We start from the raw sequence: 21,054 nt of genomic DNA on the forward strand, positions 1-21,054 counted from the left end.
GCGAAATCCCTTTCGGAGACACCATGACCGCACCCGCGCGCAGCTTGCCCCCCATTCTCAAGAAGATCAAGTTTCCGGTGATCGGCTCGCCGCTGTTCATCATCAGCAATCCCAAGCTGGTCATTGCCCAGTGCAAGGCCGGGGTGGTGGGCTCCATGCCTGCGCTCAATGCGCGTCCGGCGTCTCAGTTGGATGAGTGGCTGGCTGAAATCACCGAGGCGCTGGCGGCGCACGACAAGGCCAATCCAGACAATCCGGCGGCGCCATTTGCGATCAACCAGATCGTGCACAAGAGCAACGACCGGTTGGAGCACGACATGCAGCTGTGTGCCAAGTACAAGGTGCCGATCGTCATCACCAGCCTGGGTGCGCGAGAAGACGTGAACAAAGGCGTGCAGGCCTGGGGCGGCGTGGTGCTGCACGACGTGATCAACAACGTCTTCGCCCACAAGGCAATCGAGAAGGGCGCTGATGGTCTGATTCCGGTGGCGGCCGGTGCCGGTGGTCATGCCAGCGTGAAGAGCCCGTTTGCCATGGTCCAGGAAATTCGCGAGTGGTTTGGTGGCCCGGTTGCGCTTTCCGGCTCGATCTCTTCGGGTGGTGCCATCCTGGCTGCGCAGGCCATGGGTGCCGACTTCGCCTACATCGGTTCGGCCTTCATCGCCACCGAGGAAGCCCGCGCGGTGGACGGCTACAAGCAGATGATCACCGAGAGCAACTCGGACGACATCGTCTACAGCAACTTTTACACAGGTATCCATGGCAACTACTTGAAGGGCAGCATCAGGAACGCGGGCATGGACCCCGACAAGCTGCCCGAGAGCGACCCCAGCAAAATGAACTTCTCCACCGGCGAAGGCGCCAACGCGGCCAAGGCCTGGAAAGACATCTGGGGCTGCGGCCAGGGCATTGGCGCGATCCGCGAGGTGATGCCGGCGGCCGAGATGGTGGCTCGCTTCAAGCGCGAATACGCCGAAGCCAAAGCCCGCATCTGCGCCGGCTGATTGCGCTCACACCCAACAAGAAAGCCGACCAGTGGGTCGGCTTTCTTGTTGGGTGGCTGACACTTGCTCAGGGCTTGAACCAGTCCCGGATCGCGTCGATCAAGGTCGGTGGTCCGGCGTATTGCGTGCCGCTGCCGTCGGAGATGGCAGTGACGGCACCGCCGTTTTGCCACTCGCTGTACAGCCAGTCGTCTCCTTCGCGGATCAGGCCTGCTGGCGGTTGGCCTGGGGCGCTCACGGGCACGCCCTTGAGCGCTTGAGCCATATAGTCAACCCAGATTGGCAGTGCCAGACGTCCGCCTGATTCGTGGTCGCCTAGGCTGCGTGGTTTGTCGTGACCGAGCCAGACCACGGTGGCCAGGGTGGGCTGGTAGCCGGCGAACCAGGCATCGACCACATCGTTGGTGGTGCCAGTCTTGCCGTAAATATCGGTGCGCTTGAGCGCGGCCTGGGCACGCGCTGCCGTGCCGACGCGGGTGACGTCGGCCAGCAGGCTGCTCATCACATAGGCATTTCGGGCCGGAATGGCGCGGTTGTCCTCATTCAGGGCGGCGGGCGGTGGAGCTTCGAACAACAGCTTGCCTTGCGCATCAGTGATTTTTTCGATCACCACCGGCTCGACGTTCCAGCCGCCGTTGGCCAGCGTGCCATAGGCCCTGGCCATCTGCAGCGGCGTGACCAAACCGGTACCCAGGGCCAGGGTGAGGTTGTCGGGCTGGCGTTGCGCGTCGAGACCAAAGCGGGTGGTCCACTCGCGGGCGCGCTGGGTGCCGGTGTGCTGCAGCAGGCGCACGCTCACCAGGTTGCTGGACTTGGCCAGGGCTTGGCGCATGGTGATCGGGCCACTGCCAACCCCGCTGCTGTTACCGGGACTCCAGCCGTTGGCGGCAGTGAAGGGCAGATCGTCCACCAGCGTGGTGGGCATCACCCGTTCTTCGAGTGCGGCCGAATAGAGCAGCGGCTTGATGGCTGAGCCGGGCTGGCGCCAGCTCTGCGTGACATGGTTGAACGGTTGGCGGGCGAAATCGAAGCCGCCCACCAGTGCACGCACGCGACCGGTGCGCGGGTCGAGCGCCACCAGCGCGGCCTCGGCCTCAGGCCATTGGGTGATCGCCAGCGCCTTGCCGCTGGCCACCACGCGCACGACTGACCCGCGTTGCAGCCGCAGCACCGGCTTGGCCTTGGAAGCCAGCCCGGCGGCAGCCAGACGAAGGCCGCTACCCTGGATGGTGACGCGCTCTCCGCTGGCCAGCTGAAGCTGCACCGCTTTCGGGCTGGCCGATAGCACCACAGCCAGGCGCAGGAAATCATCGTCGCGCTGGCCTTTCAGGCCATCGGCGATGGCGTTGTCCAGCGCCGCACCGTCTACCTGCGGGAGGTCGATCTGGTCTTCAGGGCCGCGCCACGGGCTCCTTGCCTCCAGCGCCATGACTCCTCGCTGCACCGCCGCGGTGGCAGCGCGCTGGTCGGCTGCGCGCAGCGAGGTGGTGACGCGAATGCCGCTGGAATAAGCTTCGGTGCCGAAGCGTTCGACCACCGCTCGGCGTGCCATCTCGGCCACGTGCGCAGCGTCCACACTGCGTTGGCCAGGCGCACGGATATTGAGCTTCTCGGCGCGCGCCTTGGCGAGTTCCGGTTCGGTGATGACGCCCACTGTGCGCATGCGCTCCAGCACCACCCGCTGGCGCACAGTGGCGCGTTCGAAGTTGATCACCGGGTTGGCGTAGTAGGGGTTTTGCGGCAGCCCAGCCAGCATCGCGGTCTCGGCCAGCGAGAGCTGATCCATGGGCTTGCCAAAATAGATCTTGGCGGCGGCCGCAAATCCGTAGGCGCGCTGGCCGAGAAAGATTTCGTTGAGGTAGATCTCCAGGATGCGGTCTTTCGACAGCGCATCCTCCACCTTGAAGGCGAGCAGGATTTCCTTGGCCTTGCGCTCCACCGTGCGCTCGCGGGTGAGTAGCATGGTGCGCACCAGTTGCTGCGTGATGGTGCTCGCACCCTGGGTGCGTCCACCGGTGAGCATGGACAAGGCCGCGCGCGCCATACCCTTGGGGTCCACGCCGTTGTGTTCACGAAAGCGCGCATCTTCCACCGCCAGCACCGCGTCCTGCAGCAGCTTGGGCGTACGGGCCAGCGGCACGTACTCGCGCCGCTCGGTGCCAAACTGCGCGATCTCCACGCCATCGGCCGTCAGCACCTGAAGCGGCAGTTTGGGCTGGTACTGCACGATGCGGTCAATCGCCGGCAGGTCAAACGCCGCCACGGGAGCGGGCACGGTGACCAGAAACGAGACCGCAGCGGCCACCGCCAGCAGCGGCTTCAACAGAGGGGACAGGGGAGGGAATCGATACATGTCACGCAATTATCCCGGCGCCCTGTCAAGACTGTGTGGGGTGAGCTCCCTTGTGGTGTAACGGGGTGTGAGGCCGCTATCCACCCGCTGGGCTGCGTGATGGGCTGGCAAGAGACCCGACAGGAACTCCCCAACGCCCGCCGAGTCCTATGGAGCCTTGCACAATCAGATCACCATGATGAAACGTCTTTTGGGTTTGCTGGCTTTGCTGGCCGCACCGTTGATGAGCCACGCCATTGAAGAGCCGGCCTACACCGTGGAGCGCGAGTGGGCTGGTGTGGAGATCCGTGCTTACGCGCCTTACGTGGTGGCCGAGGTGCTGGTGAGTGGCCCCGCAGACGAGGCGTCTTCAGAGGCGTTTCCCATCCTGGCCGGCTACATCTTTGGAAAAAACAAAGGTGAGCGCCGCATGGCGATGACGGCGCCAGTGACGCAGGCCGCCGAGCCGGTGAAAATGGCGATGACCGCACCAGTGACGCAAAGCCCCGAAGCCGGAGGCTTCCGGGTGCAGTTTGTACTGCCCCAAGGCATCACTCTGGCGTCGGCTCCCGAACCGCTGGATTCAAGGGTGCAGCTGCGCGAGGTGCCAGCGAGCCGGGTGGCGGTGATCCGCTATTCGGGTTTCTGGTCGCAGGCCAACTACGAGGAGCACCTCGCCTTGCTGCAAACTGCGCTGCGCGAGGCCAGCCAGCCCTGGGTGGGCGAACCGGTGCTCTCGCGATACAACCCGCCGATCACGCCCTGGTTCCTGCGCCGCAACGAAATCTGGCTGACACTGCCTTGACCCTTGGACACACCATGCGTTTTGATCGACCGTTGCGGCCCGCCGCCTTGCATTGCACCGTGCTGCTGGCCATGGCGCTGCTGCTGAGCGCCTGTGCCACCACCCCACCTGATGCGGCCAAGTCGCCCGCACCGCAAGCGCTGGCGTGCAGCCTGCCGAGCAACTGCGTCAGCTCGGTGGACGGTGCGCCACCTCTCGGTTTTGCAGGCTCGGCCGAGCAGGCGACGGAGCGGCTGCGCGCCACCTTGTCCAGTTTTCCAGAGGCCCGACTCGTTCGCGTGGAAGGCCTGGTGCTGGAAGCAGTGTTCACCACGCCCGCTGGCTTCAAGGATGAGGTCACGTTTCGAGTTGACCCGGCACTCAAGCGCGTGGACTATCGGTCCCGTTCGACCTTCGGCCTGTACGACTTCGGCAAAAACCGCGCGCGCATGCAGCTTTTCGCCGAGCGCTTCGAAGCCGCGCCAGGCCGCTGAAGCCGTCGTCTTTCAGCTGCGGTCCACAAGAGGCATGTTCCGGGGTGAACAGCCGGTGCGTTCGGCGGCTACCATGGCCGCATGAACCGACTGCAAACCGAGCTCCGGCGCCTTTATCTGCCTTCCGACGCCACGGCCGGCGAACCAAAACTGCTCGGAAAAGACGGTTGTGTGCGCGCGCTGGTGCTTGCCCTGGTCGGTCCCGCGCATTGGGAAGCGCTTGCGCCCTTGTGGCGCGGCGTGCAGGTCGATCTGGAGTGGCCCGCACCAGCGATTGCTGTGAACGGCCGAGATGCGTTCGAGCTCTGGTTCTCGCTGGCCGAGCCGCTGCCCTGTGCCGAAGCGACTCGATTGCTGGCGTATTTGCAGCGGCACTACCTTGGCGACGTTCGTACGGAGCGCGTGCGCGTCTGGCCTGGCGCGAACATGGCGGCCCCAGCGCCCAGCTGTCCCCCGTTCGCCGCCACGCCTGAGCGTTGGGCCGCCTTCGTCGCGCCCGACCTGCCCGCCGTGTTCGGCGACGACCCAGCGCTGGACTTCGAACCCGGTGCCGACGCCCAGGCCGAGCTGCTGGCGCGGCTGCGCGCCATCAGCAGCGCCGAGCTGCGAAGGGCGCAGACGGCATTGTCGGCTCAAGAGCCCCTGATGGCGGCGTCTCCCGCGCCGACGATCATGGTGCATGAAGCGAACGGTGCCGTCACATCCGTGACCAGCAGCTTTCAGGACCCGCGTGCGTTTCTGCTGGCCGTCATGAACGATGCTGCGGTGCCGCTGTCGTTGCGGATCGATGCGGCGAAGGGCTTGCTCTGCGTGCAGAGTAACGGCGATCACAGCCACCCATGATCGACCGCTAGGGCTGATGGCGCTGCGGGGGCCAGCGCTGCATTTTTAGACGCGAGGCAAATGTCGCCGGCTTGCCGAATGCTGGCTGCCTCTTAGCGAGCTGCGGGATCGCGCACGAAGGGGCGCAGGCCTCACTCTGCCTCCATCGCTTTCGCCATGGTCTTGCCCAGTTCCACGCCCCACTGGTCAAACGCGTTGATGCGCCAGATGGCGGCCTGTGTGAACACCTTGTGTTCGTAAAGCGCGATCAGGGCGCCCAGGCGCGACGGATCGAGCTGGTCGAGCCAGAGGATGTTGCTCGGGATGTTGCCCTCAAAGCTGCGGTGCCGGGCCATCGCGTCCAGATCGGCGGCCGGCATGCCGTCGTGTTGAAGCAGGGCCCGCGTGGCCTCCACGCTGCGGCCTTCGGCCATGGCCTGGGCCTGCGCGCGCAGGTTGAGGTTGACGACCGCGTGGTGCGTGGCTGCCATCGGAAGCGGCGTGTCTTCGCTTTGCACGCCGATGAAGTCCACCGGCACGGTGTGCTTGCCCTGGTGCAGCAACTGGAAGTAGGCGTGCTGGCCGTCGATGCCCAGGCCGCCCCAGACGATCGGGCCGGTGTCCACGGTGACCGGTGTGCCGTCGATGTGGGTGCGTTTGCCGTTGCTCTCCATGTCCATCTGCTGCACAAAGGGCGTGAAGCGCACCAGGCGCGAGGCGTAAGGCACGATGAGGTGCGTGGGGCAGTGCAGGAAGTTGCGATTCCAGATGCCGTAGAGCGCCATCAGCACGGGAAGGTTGGCCGCCAGCGGCACTGTGCAGAAGTGGTGGTCCATGGCGCACGCGCCGGCCAGGAATTCGCGGAAGGCCGAACCGCCCACGCCGATGGCCAGTGGCAGACCGAGTGCAGACCAGACTGAGTAGCGGCCACCGACCCAGTCCCAGAACAGGAAGGTGCGATCTGCGTCGTAGCCCAGTTCCGCAGATTTCTTCGGGCTGGCGGTGATGGCCACCAGGTGGCGGCCCAAGCGATCGGCGGGCACGCCGCTGTCGACCAGCCAGCGCTGGCAGCTGGCCGCGTTGGTCAGTGTCTCCTGGGTGGTGAAGGTTTTGCTGGAGACCACGATCAGCGTGCGCGCCGCGTCCAGGTGATGCAACACGCTGTACAGTGCCCACGCGTCCGGGTTGGAGACGTAGTGCACCCGCGGGCCGGTCAGCGTGAGGTGCGCCAGGGCGTCAGCCGCCATGCGCGGGCCGAGATCGGAGCCGCCGATACCGATGTTGACGATGTCGGTGAAGGGCTCATCCGAATGACCGGTGATGGCGCCAGAGCGCACGCCGTCGGCAAAGGTGCAGACGCGGTCGAGTTCGCGCGCCACATCGGCGCTGATGGCTTCGCCCCAAGGCCCGCTCTGGCCGCGCAGCGCCACGTGCAGCACCGGCCTGTTTTCGGTCAGGTTGATCGGGTCGCCTCGGAACATGGCGTCGCGCTGCGCGCCCACTTGCGCCTGCTCGGCCAGCGCGATCAGCGCGCTGTGGATGGTGGGCGTGATGCGCTGGCGGCTGGCGTCAAGCGTGATGCCGGCGGCGGTGGCGCTCAGTCGCTTCGCGCGGCCGGCGTCGGTGCTGAGCAGCTCGCGCAGGTGCGGCAGCGGCGCGGCAGCCAGTTCAGTCAACTGAGGCCAGGCGGGCAGCTGGGTGGGGTGGGCGTGCAGTGAGGTCATGGGGGCAGTGCTTTTGCTCTGTTTCGCCGGTGCCCGTCGACGGGCTGGCGAGGTGGGGGGGTGAAGGTGTCGGCTAGGCTCGGTCTGGCTGTCACTGTGCCATGCTGGCGTTGCGTGGCATTTTCCTGATCGTCAGGCCGCCGCTGCCAGCGCGGTAGCCTCGCGGGCTAGCTGCGTGATGCGCTTCCAGTCGCCGGCCGCCATCGCGTCAGCCGGTGTGAGCCAAGAGCCACCGGCCATGGCGACGTTGGGCAGTTTCAGAAAGTCTTGCAGGTTCTCGGGACTCACGCCGCCGGTGGGGCAGAAGCTCACGTCGGGAATGGGCGCACCGAGCGCCTTCAGCATGGCCAGGCCGCCGGCTTGCGCAGCCGGGAACAGCTTCATGAGAGTGAAGCCTTGTTCGCGCCGGAACATCACTTCGCCCGGGGTCATCACGCCCGGGATGAGCGGCAGCAATGCCTTCTTGGCCTCGCCAACCAGCGCATCGGTGCAACCCGGCGACAGCGCAAACTTCGCGCCGGCATTGATCACCTGCTGCACTTCGGCCACGCGGGTCACCGTGCCTGCGCCTAGGTGCATTTGCGGCACGGCCTTGGCGACGGCTTCGATGGATGCAAGTGCCGCGGGCGAGCGCAAGGTGATCTCCATCACGTCGACGCCGCCTTCGAGCAGCGCATGGGCCAGGGGCACGGCGTGCGCGGGGTCGTGCAGCACGATGACGGGCACCACGCGGGAGGTGAAGGCAGGGTGGGTGAAGCAGGTGGTGGGCATGGGGGTGATGTCCAGTTCAGGGACGGTCGCCAAAGAGTGGCGAGGCGCCCGACTCGGCGGTGGAGGCGTGGCTGCGGAACAGGCCGAACAGTTCGCGGCCGGTGCCGTGGGCGTTGTGGCGGAGGTCGGGATGCTTCGCGGTGCGCGCCGCCAGCGTGGCGGCATCCACTTCAAGTTCGAGCACGCCGCGCTCGCAGTCCAGCGTGATCCAGTCGCCGTCCATGACGCGGGCAATCGGCCCGTCGGCCAGCGCCTCGGGACTGATGTGGATGGCGGCCGGCACCTTGCCCGAGGCGCCCGACATGCGGCCGTCGGTGACCAGTGCGACCTTGAAGCCTTTGTCCTGCAACACGGCCAGCGGCGGCGTGAGCTTGTGCAACTCGGGCATGCCGTTGGCTCGTGGCCCCTGGTAACGCACCACGGCGATCACGTCTTTCTCCAGCTGGCCGGCGTTGAATAGGGAGAGCAGGTCTTGCTGGTCGCTGACCACCACCGCCTGCGCACGCACCACGCGGTGTTCGGGCTTGACAGCCGAGACCTTGACCACGCTGCGCCCCAGGTTGCCCCGTAGCAGACGCAGGCCACCGTCCGGGCTGAAAGGCTCGCTAACGGGGCGCAACACGCTGGTGTCCCCGCTCTGCTGGGGCAAGGGGCGCCAGGCGAGGGTGTTGCCGTCTAGCCAGGGCTCTTGTGTGTAGGTGGCCAGGCCCTGGCCCATCACGGTGGTGACGTCGCCATGCAGCAGTCCTGCGCCCAGCAGTTCCTGCATCAGGTAGCCCATGCCGCCGGCGGCGTGGAAGTGGTTCACGTCGGCGCTGCCATTCGGATACACGCGGGCCAGCAGCGGCACCACGGCCGAGAGCTCGGCGAAGTCATCCCAGTCGATCAGCACACCAGCTGAACGCGCCATGGCCACCAGGTGGATGGTGTGGTTGGTCGAGCCACCTGTGGCCACCAGGCCAATGATGGCGTTGACGATGGATTTTTCGGACACGATGTCGGCCAGGCAGATCGCCTCGCCGCCGGTGCGCCCGGTGTTCATTACCGCGCGCCGCACCGCTTCGCGCGTGAGTGCATCGCGCAGCGGTGTGCCGGGGTTGACGAAGCTGGAGCCGGGTAGGTGCAGACCCATGATCTCCATCAGCATCTGATTGCTGTTGGCGGTGCCGTAAAAGGTGCAGGTGCCAGGGCTGTGGTAGGCCTGCGCTTCGCTTTCCAGCAAAGCGTCTCGACCCACCAGGCCCTGAGCGTATTGTTGGCGCACCTTGGCCTTGGCGTCGTTGGAGAGGCCTGTGGTCATGGGGCCGGCGGGCACGAAGGCGGCGCTCAGGTGGCCGTACTGCGTGGCACCCATGAACAGGCCTGGCACGATCTTGTCGCAGATGCCGAGGAACAGCGCCGCATCGAACACGTTGTGCGACAGCGCCACCGCGGTAGACAGGGCGATCACGTCGCGCGAGAACAGCGACAGCTCCATGCCCGCTGCGCCCTGCGTGATGCCGTCGCACATGGCGGGCACACCCCCGGCCACCTGGGCCGTGGCGCCCAGAGTACGCGCGTGATCGCGGATGAACTCGGGGTAGGTCTCGTACGGCTGGTGGGCCGATAGCATGTCGTTGTAAGCGGTGACGATGCCCACATGCGGCGTGCGCTCGGCGTGGATCTTCAGTTTGTCGTTGGCGGGCAAAGCGGCGGTGGTGTGCGCCATGTTGGCGCAACCCATGCCGGCACGCTGCGGGCCGCTCGTGCGCTGCTGGGCCACAGTGGCCAAGTAAGCGGCGCGGGGGCCGGCGCTGCGTTCGATGATGCGGCGCGTGACGTGGTCTATGGTGGGGTGCAATCGGGTGTTCATGTTCGGGTCACCTTGCGACTCAGGCGGTCGGGGAATGGGTCGGATTCAAAAGTCAGGTCAGCCAGACGCTGATCGGCGTCTGGTGCTGGTGCAGCACCAGCGACACGGGCAGCGCTGGATCGGCCTGCAGCAGGGCTTGGCGGTAGACGGTGTGCTTGGCTTCGCCGCCAATGAAGAGCACCAGCTCGCGGCTGGCCAGCAGCGCGGGCAAGGTCAGCGTGAGGCGCGCATGCGGCGCAGCGTTGGGGCGCACCCAGGCCAGCGGTCCGCTGTTGCGCAAGGCCTTTTCCAGGCCGGGGGCGTCGGGAAACAGCGAGGCGGTGTGGCCGTCTTCGCCCATGCCGAGCACGGCGACATCGATGGGCCAGTGCAGTCGGGCCAGGCGCCGGTTGGCCTGAGACACCAGCCGGTCCAGCGCGGCGTCGTCCAGCGGATCTGCCAGGCTGTCGAAGTAAGGCGTGAGCGCTGCGACGCTGGCCTGTTCCTGCAGCAGGTGCTGGCGTACCAGGGTCGTGTTGCTGTCCGCATGGTCGTGCGCAACGCAACGCTCGTCGACCAGGATCACGCTGACGTTCGCCCAGTTCAGGGACTGCTGCCGCAAGGCCTCAAAGAGCGCGATGGGCGACTTGCCACCAGAGACCGCCAGCAAGGCGTGGCCGCGCGCCTCGATGGCCTCGCGCAGGGTGTTGGCCAGCTGCGCAGCCAGTCCACGCGCGAGATCGGCCGCGCTCTTGGCGTGGTATTCCTTCAGGTGGCGCGGTGGCCGACGGGGCATCAGGCCTCCTCCACCCAGGCAGAGTCTTCCCGCGCCATCAGCGCCGAAGAAGCGGCCGGACCCCAGGAGCCGGCGGTGTAGGTCTTGGGCTTTTCGTTGAGCTGGGCCCAGCCTTCGAGGATAGGGTCCACCCAGGTCCAAGCTGCCTCCAGTTCGTCGCGGCGCATGAAGTGCGTTAGGCGACCCTTGATCACGTCCATCAGCAGGCGTTCGTAGGCCTCGGCGCGGCGCTCCGTGAATGCCGATTCGAGGTCGAGGTTGAGGTTGACGGGGCGCAGCCGCATGCCGCTGCCGGGCTCTTTGGCCATCATCTGCAGCTGCACGTGCTCCTCGGGCTGCAGCCGGATCATCAGCCGGTTCACCGACTGGCGCGGCGAGTCGGTGAACAGGCGGTAGGGCAGATCGGCGAACTCGATCACGATCTCGGAGCGGCGCTCAGCCATGCGCTTGCCGGTGCGCAGGAAGATCGGCACATTGGCCCAGCGCCAGTTGTTGATGTGGGCGCGCAGCGCCACAAAGGTTTCGGTGCCGCTGTCGCCCGGCACGTTGTCTTCTTTCAGGTAGCCAATGGCTGACTCGCCGTTGGATGCTCCCGCGCCGTACTGGCCGCGCACCGTGTCGCGCGCCACATCGGCCACCGTCATCGGGCGCAGCGAGCGCAGCACCTTGAGCTTTTCGTCGCGCACCGCATCGGGGTCGAGTGAGACTGGTGGCTCCATCGCCACAATGCATAGCAGCTGAAGCAAATGGTTTTGCACCATGTCGCGCAGGGCCCCCGTGCCATCGTAGAAGCCGGCCCGGCTGCCCACGCCCACGCTTTCGGCCACGGTGATCTGCACGCTCTTGATGTAAGGGCTGCGCCAAAGCGGCTCGAAGATGGTGTTGCCAAAGCGAAGCACCATGAGGTTTTGCACCGTCTCCTTGCCTAGGTAGTGGTCGATGCGGAAGATCTGTGATTCTTGGAAGTACCGGCCCACTTCATCGTTGATGGCTTGTGCCGATGCCAGGTCGTGGCCCAGCGGCTTCTCCAGCACCACACGCGAGGTGGCGTCGATCAGGTCGGCGCTGGCGAGGTGGGCGCAAATTTCCGTGAACAGCGTGGGCGCGGTGGCGAGGTAGTACACGCGGTCGGAGCCGTTCTGCAAGGCCTGGCCCAGGGCCTGGTAGTCGGCGCTCTGCGTGGCGTCGAGGCAGACGTAGTTCAGCCGGTCCAAGAAGCGCTGCCAGGTGTCACCCTCGCGCGCCGCGGCAGCGATGAAGGGCGTCACCTTCTCTTGCACAAACCCCAGGAATACTTCGCGATCCCAGGGCTGGCGCCCCAGCGCATGGATCCGGGTGGAGGCTGGCAGGTTGTTGTGCAGGTGCGCCATGTAGAGCGCTGGCAACAGCTTGCGCACCGAGAGGTCACCGGCACCGCCAAAGATCACCAGATCGAGTGGGGCCGAGGGGGTTTGGGCGTGCGCAGTTTTGAGCATGTTTCTAATTTAGTTACTTTCTCGGAGAAATTCTAATGTAATCAAGTTACATGGATGGTACAACTTGCACAACTCGCCCTTGTCTTCCAGGTACTCGGTATCAAACCTCCCGAAACGCGGGTCGCGACGCCGCCAGTCCAGGGTCGACGGTCGCCAGGCTGGGGCCGGTCTGCCACACACACAAACTGGTGCTGGCCACTGGGTGGCAGGGCACCTTTTGCACATCCTGCTCGTTCAGCGCCAGTTCGTCCACCCGGTTCGCGGACTGGAAACTCGGCCGGCTGAGCAAGGCCACCAGCAGGCCAGTCAGAAAGCAGTCGCCCGCACTCACCGTGTCGGCCACCTGGACCGGTGCCGTCCTGGCGGCCTGAGGTCGGGTCCTCCACACAGCACAAGTGCTAGGGCGCGGATAAATCGTCCTGAATCGGCGCCGGTGCATCGGCTTGCAAACCCTGCGCGGTGAGGTGCAGCACGCGCTGGGCGCGCGCCGCTGCGGCTTCGGAGTGCGTCACCAGCACCAGCGACGCGCCGCTCTCGTCCGCCTGGTCTTGCAGCACCTGCATCACCTGGGCCGCGGTGCGCGGATCCAGGTTGCCGGTGGGTTCGTCGGCCAGCAGCAGGCTGGGGCGGTGCACCAGCGCGCGGGCGATGGCCACGCGCTGCAGCTGGCCACCAGAGAGCTCGGCGGGCAGCCGGTGGCCGAGATCGCCCAGGCCCACGGCGGCCAGCATCTGCGCCACGCGCGCCACATCGGGCCGCCGCAGCAACAGCAAGGGAAGGCCGACGTTTTGCGCCACGTCCAGATGCGGGAGAACGTGGAAGGCCTGAAACACGAAGCCCAGTTTTTCGCGCCGCCAGTGCGCGCGCTGCACTTCGCTGAGCTGGCCGAGGTCCAGGCCATCGTGCACGATGCGGCCGGTTTGCCAGTCGTCCAGTGCGGCCATGCAGTTGAGCAGGCTGGACTTGCCCACTCCCGATTCACCCACGATGGCGATGAACTCGCCGGGCGCCACCGTCAGGTTCACCTGGCTAAACACTGGCGTGTCGCCATAGTGTTTGCCGAGTTGCTCGATCACGAGGCCCATGCGCTCACCCCTTGTCCGACTTCCAGCTGATTGCCGGCCCAGCGCAGCACCTGATCCAGCGCGTCTGGTGCATCAGCAGCAACCACCGCTCGCGCTGGCATGGAGCGCAGCCAGGTGAGCTGGCGTTTGGCGAGCTGGCGGGTAGCGAAAATGCCGCGGTCGCGCAAGGTCGCCAGCTGGGACGGCGTGGGCGCGTCCTGGGTTTCGTCGAGCAGTTCCCAGACCTGACGGTAGCCGACACAGCGCATCGCGGGCAGGTCGGCGTGCAGGTCGCCTCGCGCGCGCAGACCGCGCACTTCGTCAACGAAGCCCTGAGCCAGCATGGCGTCAAAACGCTCGGCAATGCGCTGGTGCAGCCAGGCCCGGTCGGTTGGCTCCAGCGACAGCTGGGCGTTGGGGGCCAGCGGGCTGCTGGTGGGCGCCGCCGCGCCATGAAAACTGGATAGCGGACGCCCAGCCACCGCAAACACCTCGAGCGCACGCTGGATGCGCTGCGCGTCATTGGGAAACAAACGTGCCGCGCTCACCGGGTCTACGCGCTGCAGCTCGGCGTGCAGCGCGGGCCAGCCTTGCGCCTGGGCGCGGGCGGCGATGGCCTCGCGCACCAACGCATCGGCCGGGGGCATGGCGTCGAGCCCCTGCATCAACGCCTTGAAATACAGCATGGTGCCGCCGACCAGCAAGGCGGTGCGCCCGCGCGCCTGGATCTCATCGATCAGGCGACGGGCGTCATTCGCAAATTCGGCGGCGCTGTAAGCGTTCAGCGGCTCGCGGATGTCGATCAGGTGGTGCGGCACTTGCGCGCGCTCGGCCTCGCTGGGCTTGGCGGTACCGATGTCCATGCCGCGGTAGATGAGCGCCGAGTCCACGCTCACGATCTCCATCGGCCAACGCTGTGCGATCGCCAGCGCGGCAGCTGTCTTGCCGCTGGCGGTGGGCCCGGCGATGGCGATGCACCCCGGCCGCATGGAGGGCGATCCTCTCAACGGGGCCGAATCCGGGGCCTGGCCAAATGGGTTCCCCAATACCTCTGAAGGGGGCATGTCGTGCGCTGTCATGGGGTGGATGGCTCGACCACCCTTTGCGGCGCCGCCTGGGAATCTCCATACCGCTGCACCAGCGTCCACGCCGTGGCGGCGATCAGCACGCTCCAGAACCAGATGCCGTTGGTGAGCGGAAGCACCGAGCCGCTGCCGGCTGCGATACCCGCCAGGCTGGTGCCCAGCCAGCCACCCATGACAAAGGCCGCGATCATCATGAAGAAGCCACTCAGGGCCGAGGCGGCACCGGCCGACTTCGGGAACGGGCCAACGGCACCGCTCTGGCCACAGGGCTGGTGCACGCCGTGACCCAACATGAACAGGTAAAACGGCAACATGATGGCCCACACGCTCTGGACGCCCAGTAGCGCCAGCGCGCCCATCGTGGTGCCCGCCACCAGTGTGCAGGCGCCGGCGATCGCCACCGTGCGCTGCACGCCAAAGCGCGGCAGCAGGCGCCGGCACACGAAGGTCCCGATGATGTAGCTCAGCGCCATCGAAAACATCAACAGGCCGTAGCCCGTTTTGGACACGCCCAGCACCTGGATGAACACGAAGGACGAGGCGGCCAGAAAGGTGAACAAACCCCCGTAAGACGTGGTGGCGAGCAGGGCGTAGGCCCAGAAGGTCGGGTGGCGGAGGATGCTGGCCCAGGCGCGCACCAGGGCAACGGGGCGCAGCGGTTGCCGGTTTTCTCTGGCCAGGGTTTCGTCAAATCGCCAGACGATCAGCGCCAGCGTGACAGCACCAAACATGGCCAGCACGGACAAGGCCGCGCGCCAGTCGAACAGGTCGCTCAGCAGACCGCCGAGCGGCGCGCTGGCGCAGGCGATCACACCCAAGCCCGTGAGGCCCTTGGACATCACCCGGGCGCCATCTGCTGGTTCATACAGATCGCGCACGATGGCCCTGGCGCACATCACGGCCGCGCCCATGGCAGCGCCCTGCGCGATCCGCCAGCCGATCAGCAGCTCCATGCTGGCCGCCAAGGCGCTGCCGACGGCCGCCGCCACGTAGATCGCTGTACCAATGAGCAGAATGGGTCGGCGTCCGAAGCGGTCGGCCAGAGGGCCCCACACCATCTGGGATGCACCGAACGCCAGCAGCAGGCCGGTGAGCGTGAGCTGGGCTTGGGGCATGGTGGCCCCAAAACCGCTGGTGAGCGCGGGCAGCGCGGGCAGGTAGAGGTCGGTGGTGATGGGCTGCAGGCCCAGCAGCAGGGAGAGCACCAGCACGATGAGCGCGGGCGACATGGCGGAGCGGGAGGCGGACATCCGCACGAGGGTAGCAGAGCGGCCCTGGGCCGCCCTTCCCGAATCAGGGGGTGAGACCGAACAACTCCGCCAGCGCCACGCGGTACTGCGGTTGGCCCACCGAGTTGGTGTTGTGGTGGGACCCGTTTTCCACCAGCACAAACGCCTTTCTGCCGGTGGCGGCGTCGAACAGCCGGCGCCCGAGCTCGGGGCTGATGAGCCGGTCCTGCGCGCCGTGCACCACCAGCAGCGGCGCGCCGATGTGGGCGACGCGCTTGGCTGCGTCGAAGCGCTGGGTGATCAGCGGCGAGATCGGCAGCCAGCCCCATTTGAAGGTGCTGACCACATCGGGGATGGAGGTGAAGGTGCCTTCGACCAAGGTGCCCGCCTCGTCGCTCACCTGCGAGGCCAGCTCGACCGCAATCGCGCCACCCAGCGAGTGGCCGAAGATGTAGCGCGGTCGGCCCGGGTACTGCTGCCCCAGCCAGTCCCAGGCTGCGCGGGCGTCTTCGTAGGCCAGGGTTTCCGAGGGCAGCTGCGCGGTGCTCTTGCCAAAGCCGCGGTAGTCGATGGCCAGTACCGAGAAGCCCAGCTCGTGCATGCGCCGGGCCCGAAACGCCGAGCCGACCACGTTGTAACGCGCGCCGTGCAGATAAAGCAGCACCGGTGCATCGGCGCGGGCGTCGAAATCGGTCTGCGCCAGCCACAGACCGTGCAGCTGAGCTGGTTTGCCCGTTTCGCGCGACTGAAAGTCGATCCAGACCTCGCTCATGCCGGTGGCGGCTTCTTCGCCGCGCCACCAGCTGCGGTCCGACGGCTGGAAGATCCATTCGCGCTGCCGCTCGTCCAGCGTGGCGCAGCCGGCCAGCACCCCGACGCTCAGCACGCCCAGCAGCAACAATTTCCAAAAGGTTCGCTTCATGGCGATGAATGATGCGCCCAGCTGACGAAAGTTTCCCGCATCACCGCCGGTGACCCCCGGGCGCAGTGGGTCGGCCCTAGCGGCCGCGGAGGAACAGCGCGTCGAGTTCCTTCATGCCCATCTGCCGCCAGGTCGGCCGGCCGTGGTTGCACTGGTCGGAGCGTTCGGTCACTTCCATCTGGCGCAGCAGTGCGTTCATCTCGTCCAGCGTCAGGCGCCGGTTGGCGCGCACCGCGCCGTGGCAAGCCATGGTGGCCAGCAGCTCGTTCTGTGCCCGCTCGATCACGCGGCTCGCGTCGTGTTGCGACAGCTCGGCCAGCACGCTGCGCGCCAGCTCCACCGGATCGCCCTGGGCCAGGGTGCTGGGTACGGCCCGTACCGCCAGCGTCTTGGGGGAAAACGGGGTGATTTCCAGTCCGAGCTGGGCCAGCACATCACTCGCGTCTTCGGCCGTGGCGACCTCGGCTGGCGTGGCAGCGAAAGTGGCAGGAATCAGCAGCGGCTGGCTGGTGATCTGATGGGCATCGAGCTGTTGCTTGAGCCGCTCGTAGACGATGCGCTCGTGGGCGGCGTGCATGTCGACCACCACCAGGCCCTGCGTGTTTTCGGCCAGGATGTACACCCCCTGCAGTTGCGCGATAGCCCGGCCCAGCGGCCAGTCGCCGGCCGGCATGGGCGCGGGTGGCGCCGCGTTTGCTAGCGGGCTCGGCATCTGGACCCCCGCTGTCATCGGTGAGCTGCTCGACCACAACGCCTCGATGTCGCTGACCCGGTGGCCCACCACGTCAGGGCGCTGCCAGGCCAGCGGCGTCTGTTGACCAGCCCAGGCAGCAGAGGTTTCGGTGGCTGAGGTACCCGGTGCCGTCTCGATGAGCGACGCATCAGGGGTCTGGCTTGGCGCGGTGGAGCGTGGCACCGCCAGCGCCGACTCGACCGCGTGGCGCACACCCTGGTGCACCTCGCGACCGTCGCGAAAGCGCACCTCGATCTTGGTCGGGTGCACGTTGACATCGACCCGGGCCGGATCGAGCGTGACAAACAGCGCGTAGACCGGCTGCCGGTGGCCGTGCAGCACGTCTTCGTAGGCGCTGCGCGCTGCGTGCGTGATGGTCTTGTCGCGCACATAGCGGCCATTGACATAGGCGAATTGCCAGTCGGCGCGCGAACGGGCCGCGTCCGGTACGCCTGCAAAGCCCCATACGCGCAAGGGCTGGCGCAGCGTGTCGCCACCGTCGTCGTGCTCCTTCTCGGGTGGCCATTTCACTGAGACCGCCTGCTCGATGAAGTCTGCCCCGAGCACATCGGTGAGCCGCTGGCGCAGGGCGTCCAGGCCCTGGCCCGCAGCCGCGCGCCACTGCGCGGCCAGCTTGCCGTCATGCCAGATAGCAAAACCCACGTCGGGCCGCGCCAGCGCATGGCGCCGCACCGCTTCGATGCAGTGGGCGAGCTCGGTGGCGTCGGTCTTGAGGAATTTGCGCCGTGCGGGCGTGGCAAAAAAGAGTTCGCGCACCTCAACCGTGGTGCCCACCGCACGGGCGGCGGGTTGCAGTTCGCCGCTGCGGCCATCAAGCAACCAGCCGTGCGCCTCGCCCGCGCCCTCCACCCGGGTCAGCAGCGACAACTCGGCGATCGAGCAGATGGCGGCCAGCGCTTCGCCGCGAAAGCCCATGGTGTGCACCGACTCCAGATCGGACAGGCTGGCGATCTTGCTGGTGGCGTGGCGTTTGAGCGCTGTGGGCAGCTCGCCTCTGAGAATGCCGCTGCCGTTGTCTTCCACGCTGATCAGGCGCACACCGCCGGCTTGCAGCCGCACCGTGATCTGGCTGGCGCCTGCGTCCAGCGCGTTGTCGACCAGCTCGCGCACCACGGAGGCTGGCCGCTCGACCACCTCGCCGGCGGCAATCTGGCTGATCAGCTCGTCGGGCAGTTCGCGGATGGGGCGGCGAGGGGAGTGCATGGGCTGGTCGTTCACCACGAAATTCTAGGCGTCGCTGACCTCAGGGGTCGAAAATGGATAATCGCGACCACCCTGCTCAGGCTTTGTCGCCGGGCGCACCAGGCTTACAGCCTGCGATCCACTGACCCACGAGTTCCCCTTGAAACTGTTTGAACCGCTGTACGACCGCGTCATCACTTGGAGCCGCCACCCCAGAGCACCGTGGTTCCTGGGCGGGCTCAGTTTTGCTGAGTCGTCCTTTTTTCCCATCCCGCCCGACGTGATGCTCATGCCCATGTGCTTGGCGCGCCCGAATCGCTGGTGGCAGCTGGCTTTGCTCACGACGCTCACGTCGGTGCTGGGCGGTGTGCTGGGCTACATCCTCGGCGCCTGGGCGCTGGAGGCGTTGATGCCCTGGGTGGCACAAATGGGCTGGACAGGCAAGCTGGCCACCGCGCAGAGCTGGTTTGACCGCTGGGGCTTTGCCGCGGTGTTCATCGCCGGTTTTTCACCCATCCCCTACAAGGTATTCACCCTGGCAGCGGGTGGAATGGGCATGGCCGTGATCCCGTTTGTGGCAGCGTCCATCGTGGGGCGGGGCGGGCGCTTCTTTCTGGTGAGCTGGCTCATGGCCCGTTTTGGCCCCGCGATGGAACCGCGCATTCGCCCGTTCATGGAGTGGATGGGCTGGGGCGCCGTGGTGCTGTTGGGCATGGCCTATATGGTGTTGCGCTAACACTTAATTCTGCGCAGCGAAGGCGACGCCGAAGTCGGCGCGGGGGAGATCAAACTTGGCGGCTGCGCGCCAGCGGCGGGTTTTGCGAGAAGTATTTGACGATGCCCTTGAGCAGAGCATCGGCCAGGCTGTTCTGGTAGGCCTCGCTCTTGAGCCGCACTTCTTCTTCCGGGTTGCTGATGAAGGCGGTCTCGACCAGCACGCTGGGAATGTCCGGCGCCTTGAGCACCGCAAAGCCAGCCTGCTCGACCCGTGGCTTGTGCAGCTTGCCGACGCGGCCCACCTCGCCCAGCATGGCGCTGCCCAACTTCAGGCTGTCCTTGATCTGTGCAGTGGTGCTCATGTCGAGCATGGCGCGCTGAACGGTAGCGTCCTTGCTCTTGACGTTGATGCCACCGACCAGGTCGGCCGAATTTTCTTTGTTGGCCATCCAGCGCGCCGCCGCGCTGCTCGCACCCTTGGTGCTCAGCGCGAACACGCTCGCTCCTTGCGGCTTGGGGGTGTAGAAGGCGTCAGCGTGGATGCTGATGAAGAGGTCGGCGCTCACGCGCTGGGCCTTTTGCACGCGCACGTTGAGTGGCACAAAGAAGTCTGCGTCGCGCGTGAGGAAGGCGCGCATGGGGCTGCCGTTCACCTTGGTGGCGTTGATGCGGTCGCGCAGCCGGTGTGCGACCTGCAGCACGACGTCTTTCTCTTGCGTGCCGCCGGGACCGATGGCCCCTGGATCTTCACCACCATGGCCCGGGTCGAGCGCGACGATGATGAGACGGTCGGTGGGCCGCTGCTTGCTGGCCACTCGGGGCGCGGGTGGTGAAGAAGGATTGGCGCTCACGGTGGCGCCCACGCCGGCACGGTCGGTGCCTGGTGGGGTGGATGGTGTGCTCGCGGCCGCGGTGGGGCCAGGCAAGCGTTGGGGCGAGACGCGTTTGGCGATCAGTTCGCCTAGCGGATCGTTGATCGGGGCGCTGCCCAGCGCATCTGTCTCTCCGCCCAGCAGGCGCGCCGCGCGCTCGCTGGCTGCGTCAAGCTCGCGCACCCGCTGCGCGATCAACTGCTCAAGCGGGTCGGGTGGGTTGAAGGGGAAGATGTCCAGCACCAGCCGGTGCTGGTAGGCCGCCACCGGCACCAGATTGAATACCTGGGGCTTGACCGCTTGCTTGAGCGCCAGATCGAGCCACACCCGGTTGGGGATGGAAGGCACCACGCGGATACTCGAAATATTGGGATCGCTGCTGCGCAACTGACCGACCAGCTCGCGCAGCCCCGCGACCAGGTCGAGGCCTTCGATCTCGACCTGCAGGCGTCTCGGGTCGGTGTCAACGATCTCGCGCACCTTGAGTTCACCGTCGGACTCAATGGTCACCCGCGTGTAGTCCTGCGCCGGCCACAGCCGCACCGCCACCACGCTGGCGCCTCGCGCAATCTGTTGGGTGCCGAGCAGCAGCACCAGAGACCCTACGCGCAACAGCGAGCGGCGGTTGAGGGCGGCAGGCAGTCGGTTCATGTCTGCAGGGCGGCGAGCAGTTGCTCGCCAGTTGGGCTCAGCGGGGTCACGGTCACCTGGCGTGGCGTGTCGGCATCATCGGCCGGGAAAGCGTCGTTCATGGGTGCGGCTTGTAGATGAATGTGGGCGTCCATGGGCGGCAGGTAGCCAGCGGCGCGATCGGGCCACTCCACCAGCTTGAGACCAGGGCTGGCGAAAAGTTCGCGAAAGCCAGCGTCTTCCCATTCCCGCGGATCGTTGAAGCGGTAGAAGTCGAAGTGCCAGACCGACAGGGGCGCGCGGTGGGGCAGGTGCTCGCAGACATCGACTGTGTGGGGCTCGACCACCGCGTAGGTTGGGCTCTTGATACGGCCCTGTACCCCAAGCGCGCGCAATATGTGGCGCACCAGCGTGGTCTTGCCAGCGCCGAGGTCGCCTTGCAGCGAGAGGCTGCTGTTCACGATCGCGGGGCATTCAGCGAGCCGGCGCGCAAAGGTTTGCGTGTCGGCTTCGTTCGCCCATTGAGTGGTCCACGCCACCACGGGTGGCGTTTCTACAATGGCTGA

General features: G+C 66.5%; 19 protein-coding genes. 5 read left to right on the forward strand and 14 right to left on the reverse strand.

The features are described 5' to 3' along the window. Positions 1 to 23: 23 nt before the first annotated feature. Positions 24 to 1,004, forward strand: a complete 981-nt coding sequence (locus tag GPT34_RS06100) for a nitronate monooxygenase family protein (protein WP_291010369.1) — start codon at positions 24 to 26, stop codon at positions 1,002 to 1,004. 67 nt (positions 1,005 to 1,071) lie between these two features. Here the strand turns inward: GPT34_RS06100 and GPT34_RS06105 are convergent, their stop codons facing one another. Beyond that, on the reverse strand, positions 1,072 to 3,357 hold the full coding sequence (locus GPT34_RS06105; RefSeq protein ID WP_291010370.1) for a PBP1A family penicillin-binding protein: 2,286 nt from the start codon (positions 3,355 to 3,357) through the stop codon (positions 1,072 to 1,074). 175 nt (positions 3,358 to 3,532) lie between these two features. Between GPT34_RS06105 and GPT34_RS06110 the strand changes: the two genes are divergently transcribed. The 3 genes from GPT34_RS06110 (at position 3,533) to GPT34_RS06120 (ending at position 5,457) form a co-directional block, all read left to right on the forward strand. Then, the gene (locus GPT34_RS06110) at positions 3,533 to 4,141 is read left to right on the forward strand and encodes a heme-binding protein (protein ID WP_291010371.1); all 609 of its coding nucleotides are present in this window, start codon (positions 3,533 to 3,535) and stop codon (positions 4,139 to 4,141) included. A 14-nt stretch (positions 4,142 to 4,155) separates the two neighbouring features. After that, positions 4,156 to 4,614, forward strand: coding sequence for a DUF1499 domain-containing protein (locus GPT34_RS06115; protein ID WP_291010372.1), 459 nt, complete (start codon positions 4,156 to 4,158; stop codon positions 4,612 to 4,614). Positions 4,615 to 4,695: 81 nt separating this feature from the next. Next, on the forward strand, positions 4,696 to 5,457 hold the full coding sequence (locus tag GPT34_RS06120; protein WP_291010373.1) for a hypothetical protein: 762 nt from the start codon (positions 4,696 to 4,698) through the stop codon (positions 5,455 to 5,457). Between the two features lie 131 nt (positions 5,458 to 5,588). Here the strand turns inward: GPT34_RS06120 and pgi are convergent, their stop codons facing one another. From pgi to mutL, 11 genes are all read right to left on the reverse strand, one after another. After that, complete coding sequence (pgi, locus tag GPT34_RS06125; RefSeq protein ID WP_291010374.1) at positions 5,589 to 7,160, reverse strand: glucose-6-phosphate isomerase; 1,572 nt, start codon at positions 7,158 to 7,160, stop codon at positions 5,589 to 5,591. Between the two features lie 132 nt (positions 7,161 to 7,292). Next, positions 7,293 to 7,931, reverse strand: coding sequence for a bifunctional 4-hydroxy-2-oxoglutarate aldolase/2-dehydro-3-deoxy-phosphogluconate aldolase (gene eda, locus GPT34_RS06130; RefSeq protein WP_291010375.1), 639 nt, complete (start codon positions 7,929 to 7,931; stop codon positions 7,293 to 7,295). Between the two features lie 16 nt (positions 7,932 to 7,947). Then, complete coding sequence (gene edd, locus GPT34_RS06135) at positions 7,948 to 9,783, reverse strand: phosphogluconate dehydratase (RefSeq protein ID WP_291010376.1); 1,836 nt, start codon at positions 9,781 to 9,783, stop codon at positions 7,948 to 7,950. Between the two features lie 52 nt (positions 9,784 to 9,835). Next, entirely contained in the window at positions 9,836 to 10,558 is a 723-nt protein-coding gene (pgl, locus tag GPT34_RS06140) for a 6-phosphogluconolactonase (RefSeq protein ID WP_291010377.1), read from the reverse strand. After that, entirely contained in the window at positions 10,558 to 12,033 is a 1,476-nt protein-coding gene (gene zwf / locus GPT34_RS06145; RefSeq protein WP_291010378.1) for a glucose-6-phosphate dehydrogenase, read from the reverse strand. Before zwf ends, pgl begins: the two co-directional genes overlap by 1 nt. Before the next feature lie 100 nt (positions 12,034 to 12,133). Then, positions 12,134 to 12,421 carry a hypothetical protein gene (locus tag GPT34_RS06150; protein WP_291010379.1) on the reverse strand — a complete coding sequence of 96 codons (288 nt, stop codon included), beginning with the start codon at positions 12,419 to 12,421 and terminating at the stop codon, positions 12,134 to 12,136. Between the two features lie 10 nt (positions 12,422 to 12,431). Continuing rightward, entirely contained in the window at positions 12,432 to 13,118 is a 687-nt protein-coding gene (locus GPT34_RS06155; RefSeq protein WP_291010380.1) for an ABC transporter ATP-binding protein, read from the reverse strand. Next, the gene (gene miaA, locus GPT34_RS06160) at positions 13,106 to 14,086 is read right to left on the reverse strand and encodes a tRNA (adenosine(37)-N6)-dimethylallyltransferase MiaA (RefSeq protein ID WP_291010381.1); all 981 of its coding nucleotides are present in this window, start codon (positions 14,084 to 14,086) and stop codon (positions 13,106 to 13,108) included. Before miaA ends, GPT34_RS06155 begins: the two co-directional genes overlap by 13 nt. An 86-nt stretch (positions 14,087 to 14,172) precedes the next feature. Beyond that, complete coding sequence (locus GPT34_RS06165; protein ID WP_291010382.1) at positions 14,173 to 15,432, reverse strand: multidrug effflux MFS transporter; 1,260 nt, start codon at positions 15,430 to 15,432, stop codon at positions 14,173 to 14,175. A gap of 43 nt (positions 15,433 to 15,475) precedes the next feature. Further along, positions 15,476 to 16,333: an alpha/beta fold hydrolase gene (locus GPT34_RS06170; RefSeq protein ID WP_291010383.1), complete on the reverse strand. Its 858-nt coding sequence runs from the start codon at positions 16,331 to 16,333 to the stop codon at positions 15,476 to 15,478. Positions 16,334 to 16,409: 76 nt separating this feature from the next. Further along, positions 16,410 to 18,290: a DNA mismatch repair endonuclease MutL gene (mutL, locus tag GPT34_RS06175; RefSeq protein ID WP_291010443.1), complete on the reverse strand. Its 1,881-nt coding sequence runs from the start codon at positions 18,288 to 18,290 to the stop codon at positions 16,410 to 16,412. A 139-nt stretch (positions 18,291 to 18,429) separates the two neighbouring features. Between mutL and GPT34_RS06180 the strand changes: the two genes are divergently transcribed. Next, positions 18,430 to 19,005 carry a YqaA family protein gene (locus GPT34_RS06180; protein WP_291010384.1) on the forward strand — a complete coding sequence of 192 codons (576 nt, stop codon included), beginning with the start codon at positions 18,430 to 18,432 and terminating at the stop codon, positions 19,003 to 19,005. 49 nt (positions 19,006 to 19,054) lie between these two features. On the opposite strand, the gene GPT34_RS06185 is transcribed toward GPT34_RS06180, so the two are convergent. Together GPT34_RS06185 and tsaE are read right to left on the reverse strand one after the other, a co-directional pair. Further along, positions 19,055 to 20,509, reverse strand: a complete 1,455-nt coding sequence (locus GPT34_RS06185) for an N-acetylmuramoyl-L-alanine amidase (protein WP_291010385.1) — start codon at positions 20,507 to 20,509, stop codon at positions 19,055 to 19,057. Next, positions 20,506 to 21,048: a tRNA (adenosine(37)-N6)-threonylcarbamoyltransferase complex ATPase subunit type 1 TsaE gene (gene tsaE, locus GPT34_RS06190; RefSeq protein ID WP_291010444.1), complete on the reverse strand. Its 543-nt coding sequence runs from the start codon at positions 21,046 to 21,048 to the stop codon at positions 20,506 to 20,508. The genes GPT34_RS06185 and tsaE overlap by 4 nt, the downstream gene beginning before the upstream one ends. Positions 21,049 to 21,054: the final 6 nt, after the last annotated feature.

The sequence above is a fragment of the Hydrogenophaga sp. genome (assembly GCF_011390835.1).
GTDB lineage: Bacteria > Pseudomonadota > Gammaproteobacteria > Burkholderiales > Burkholderiaceae_C > Hydrogenophaga.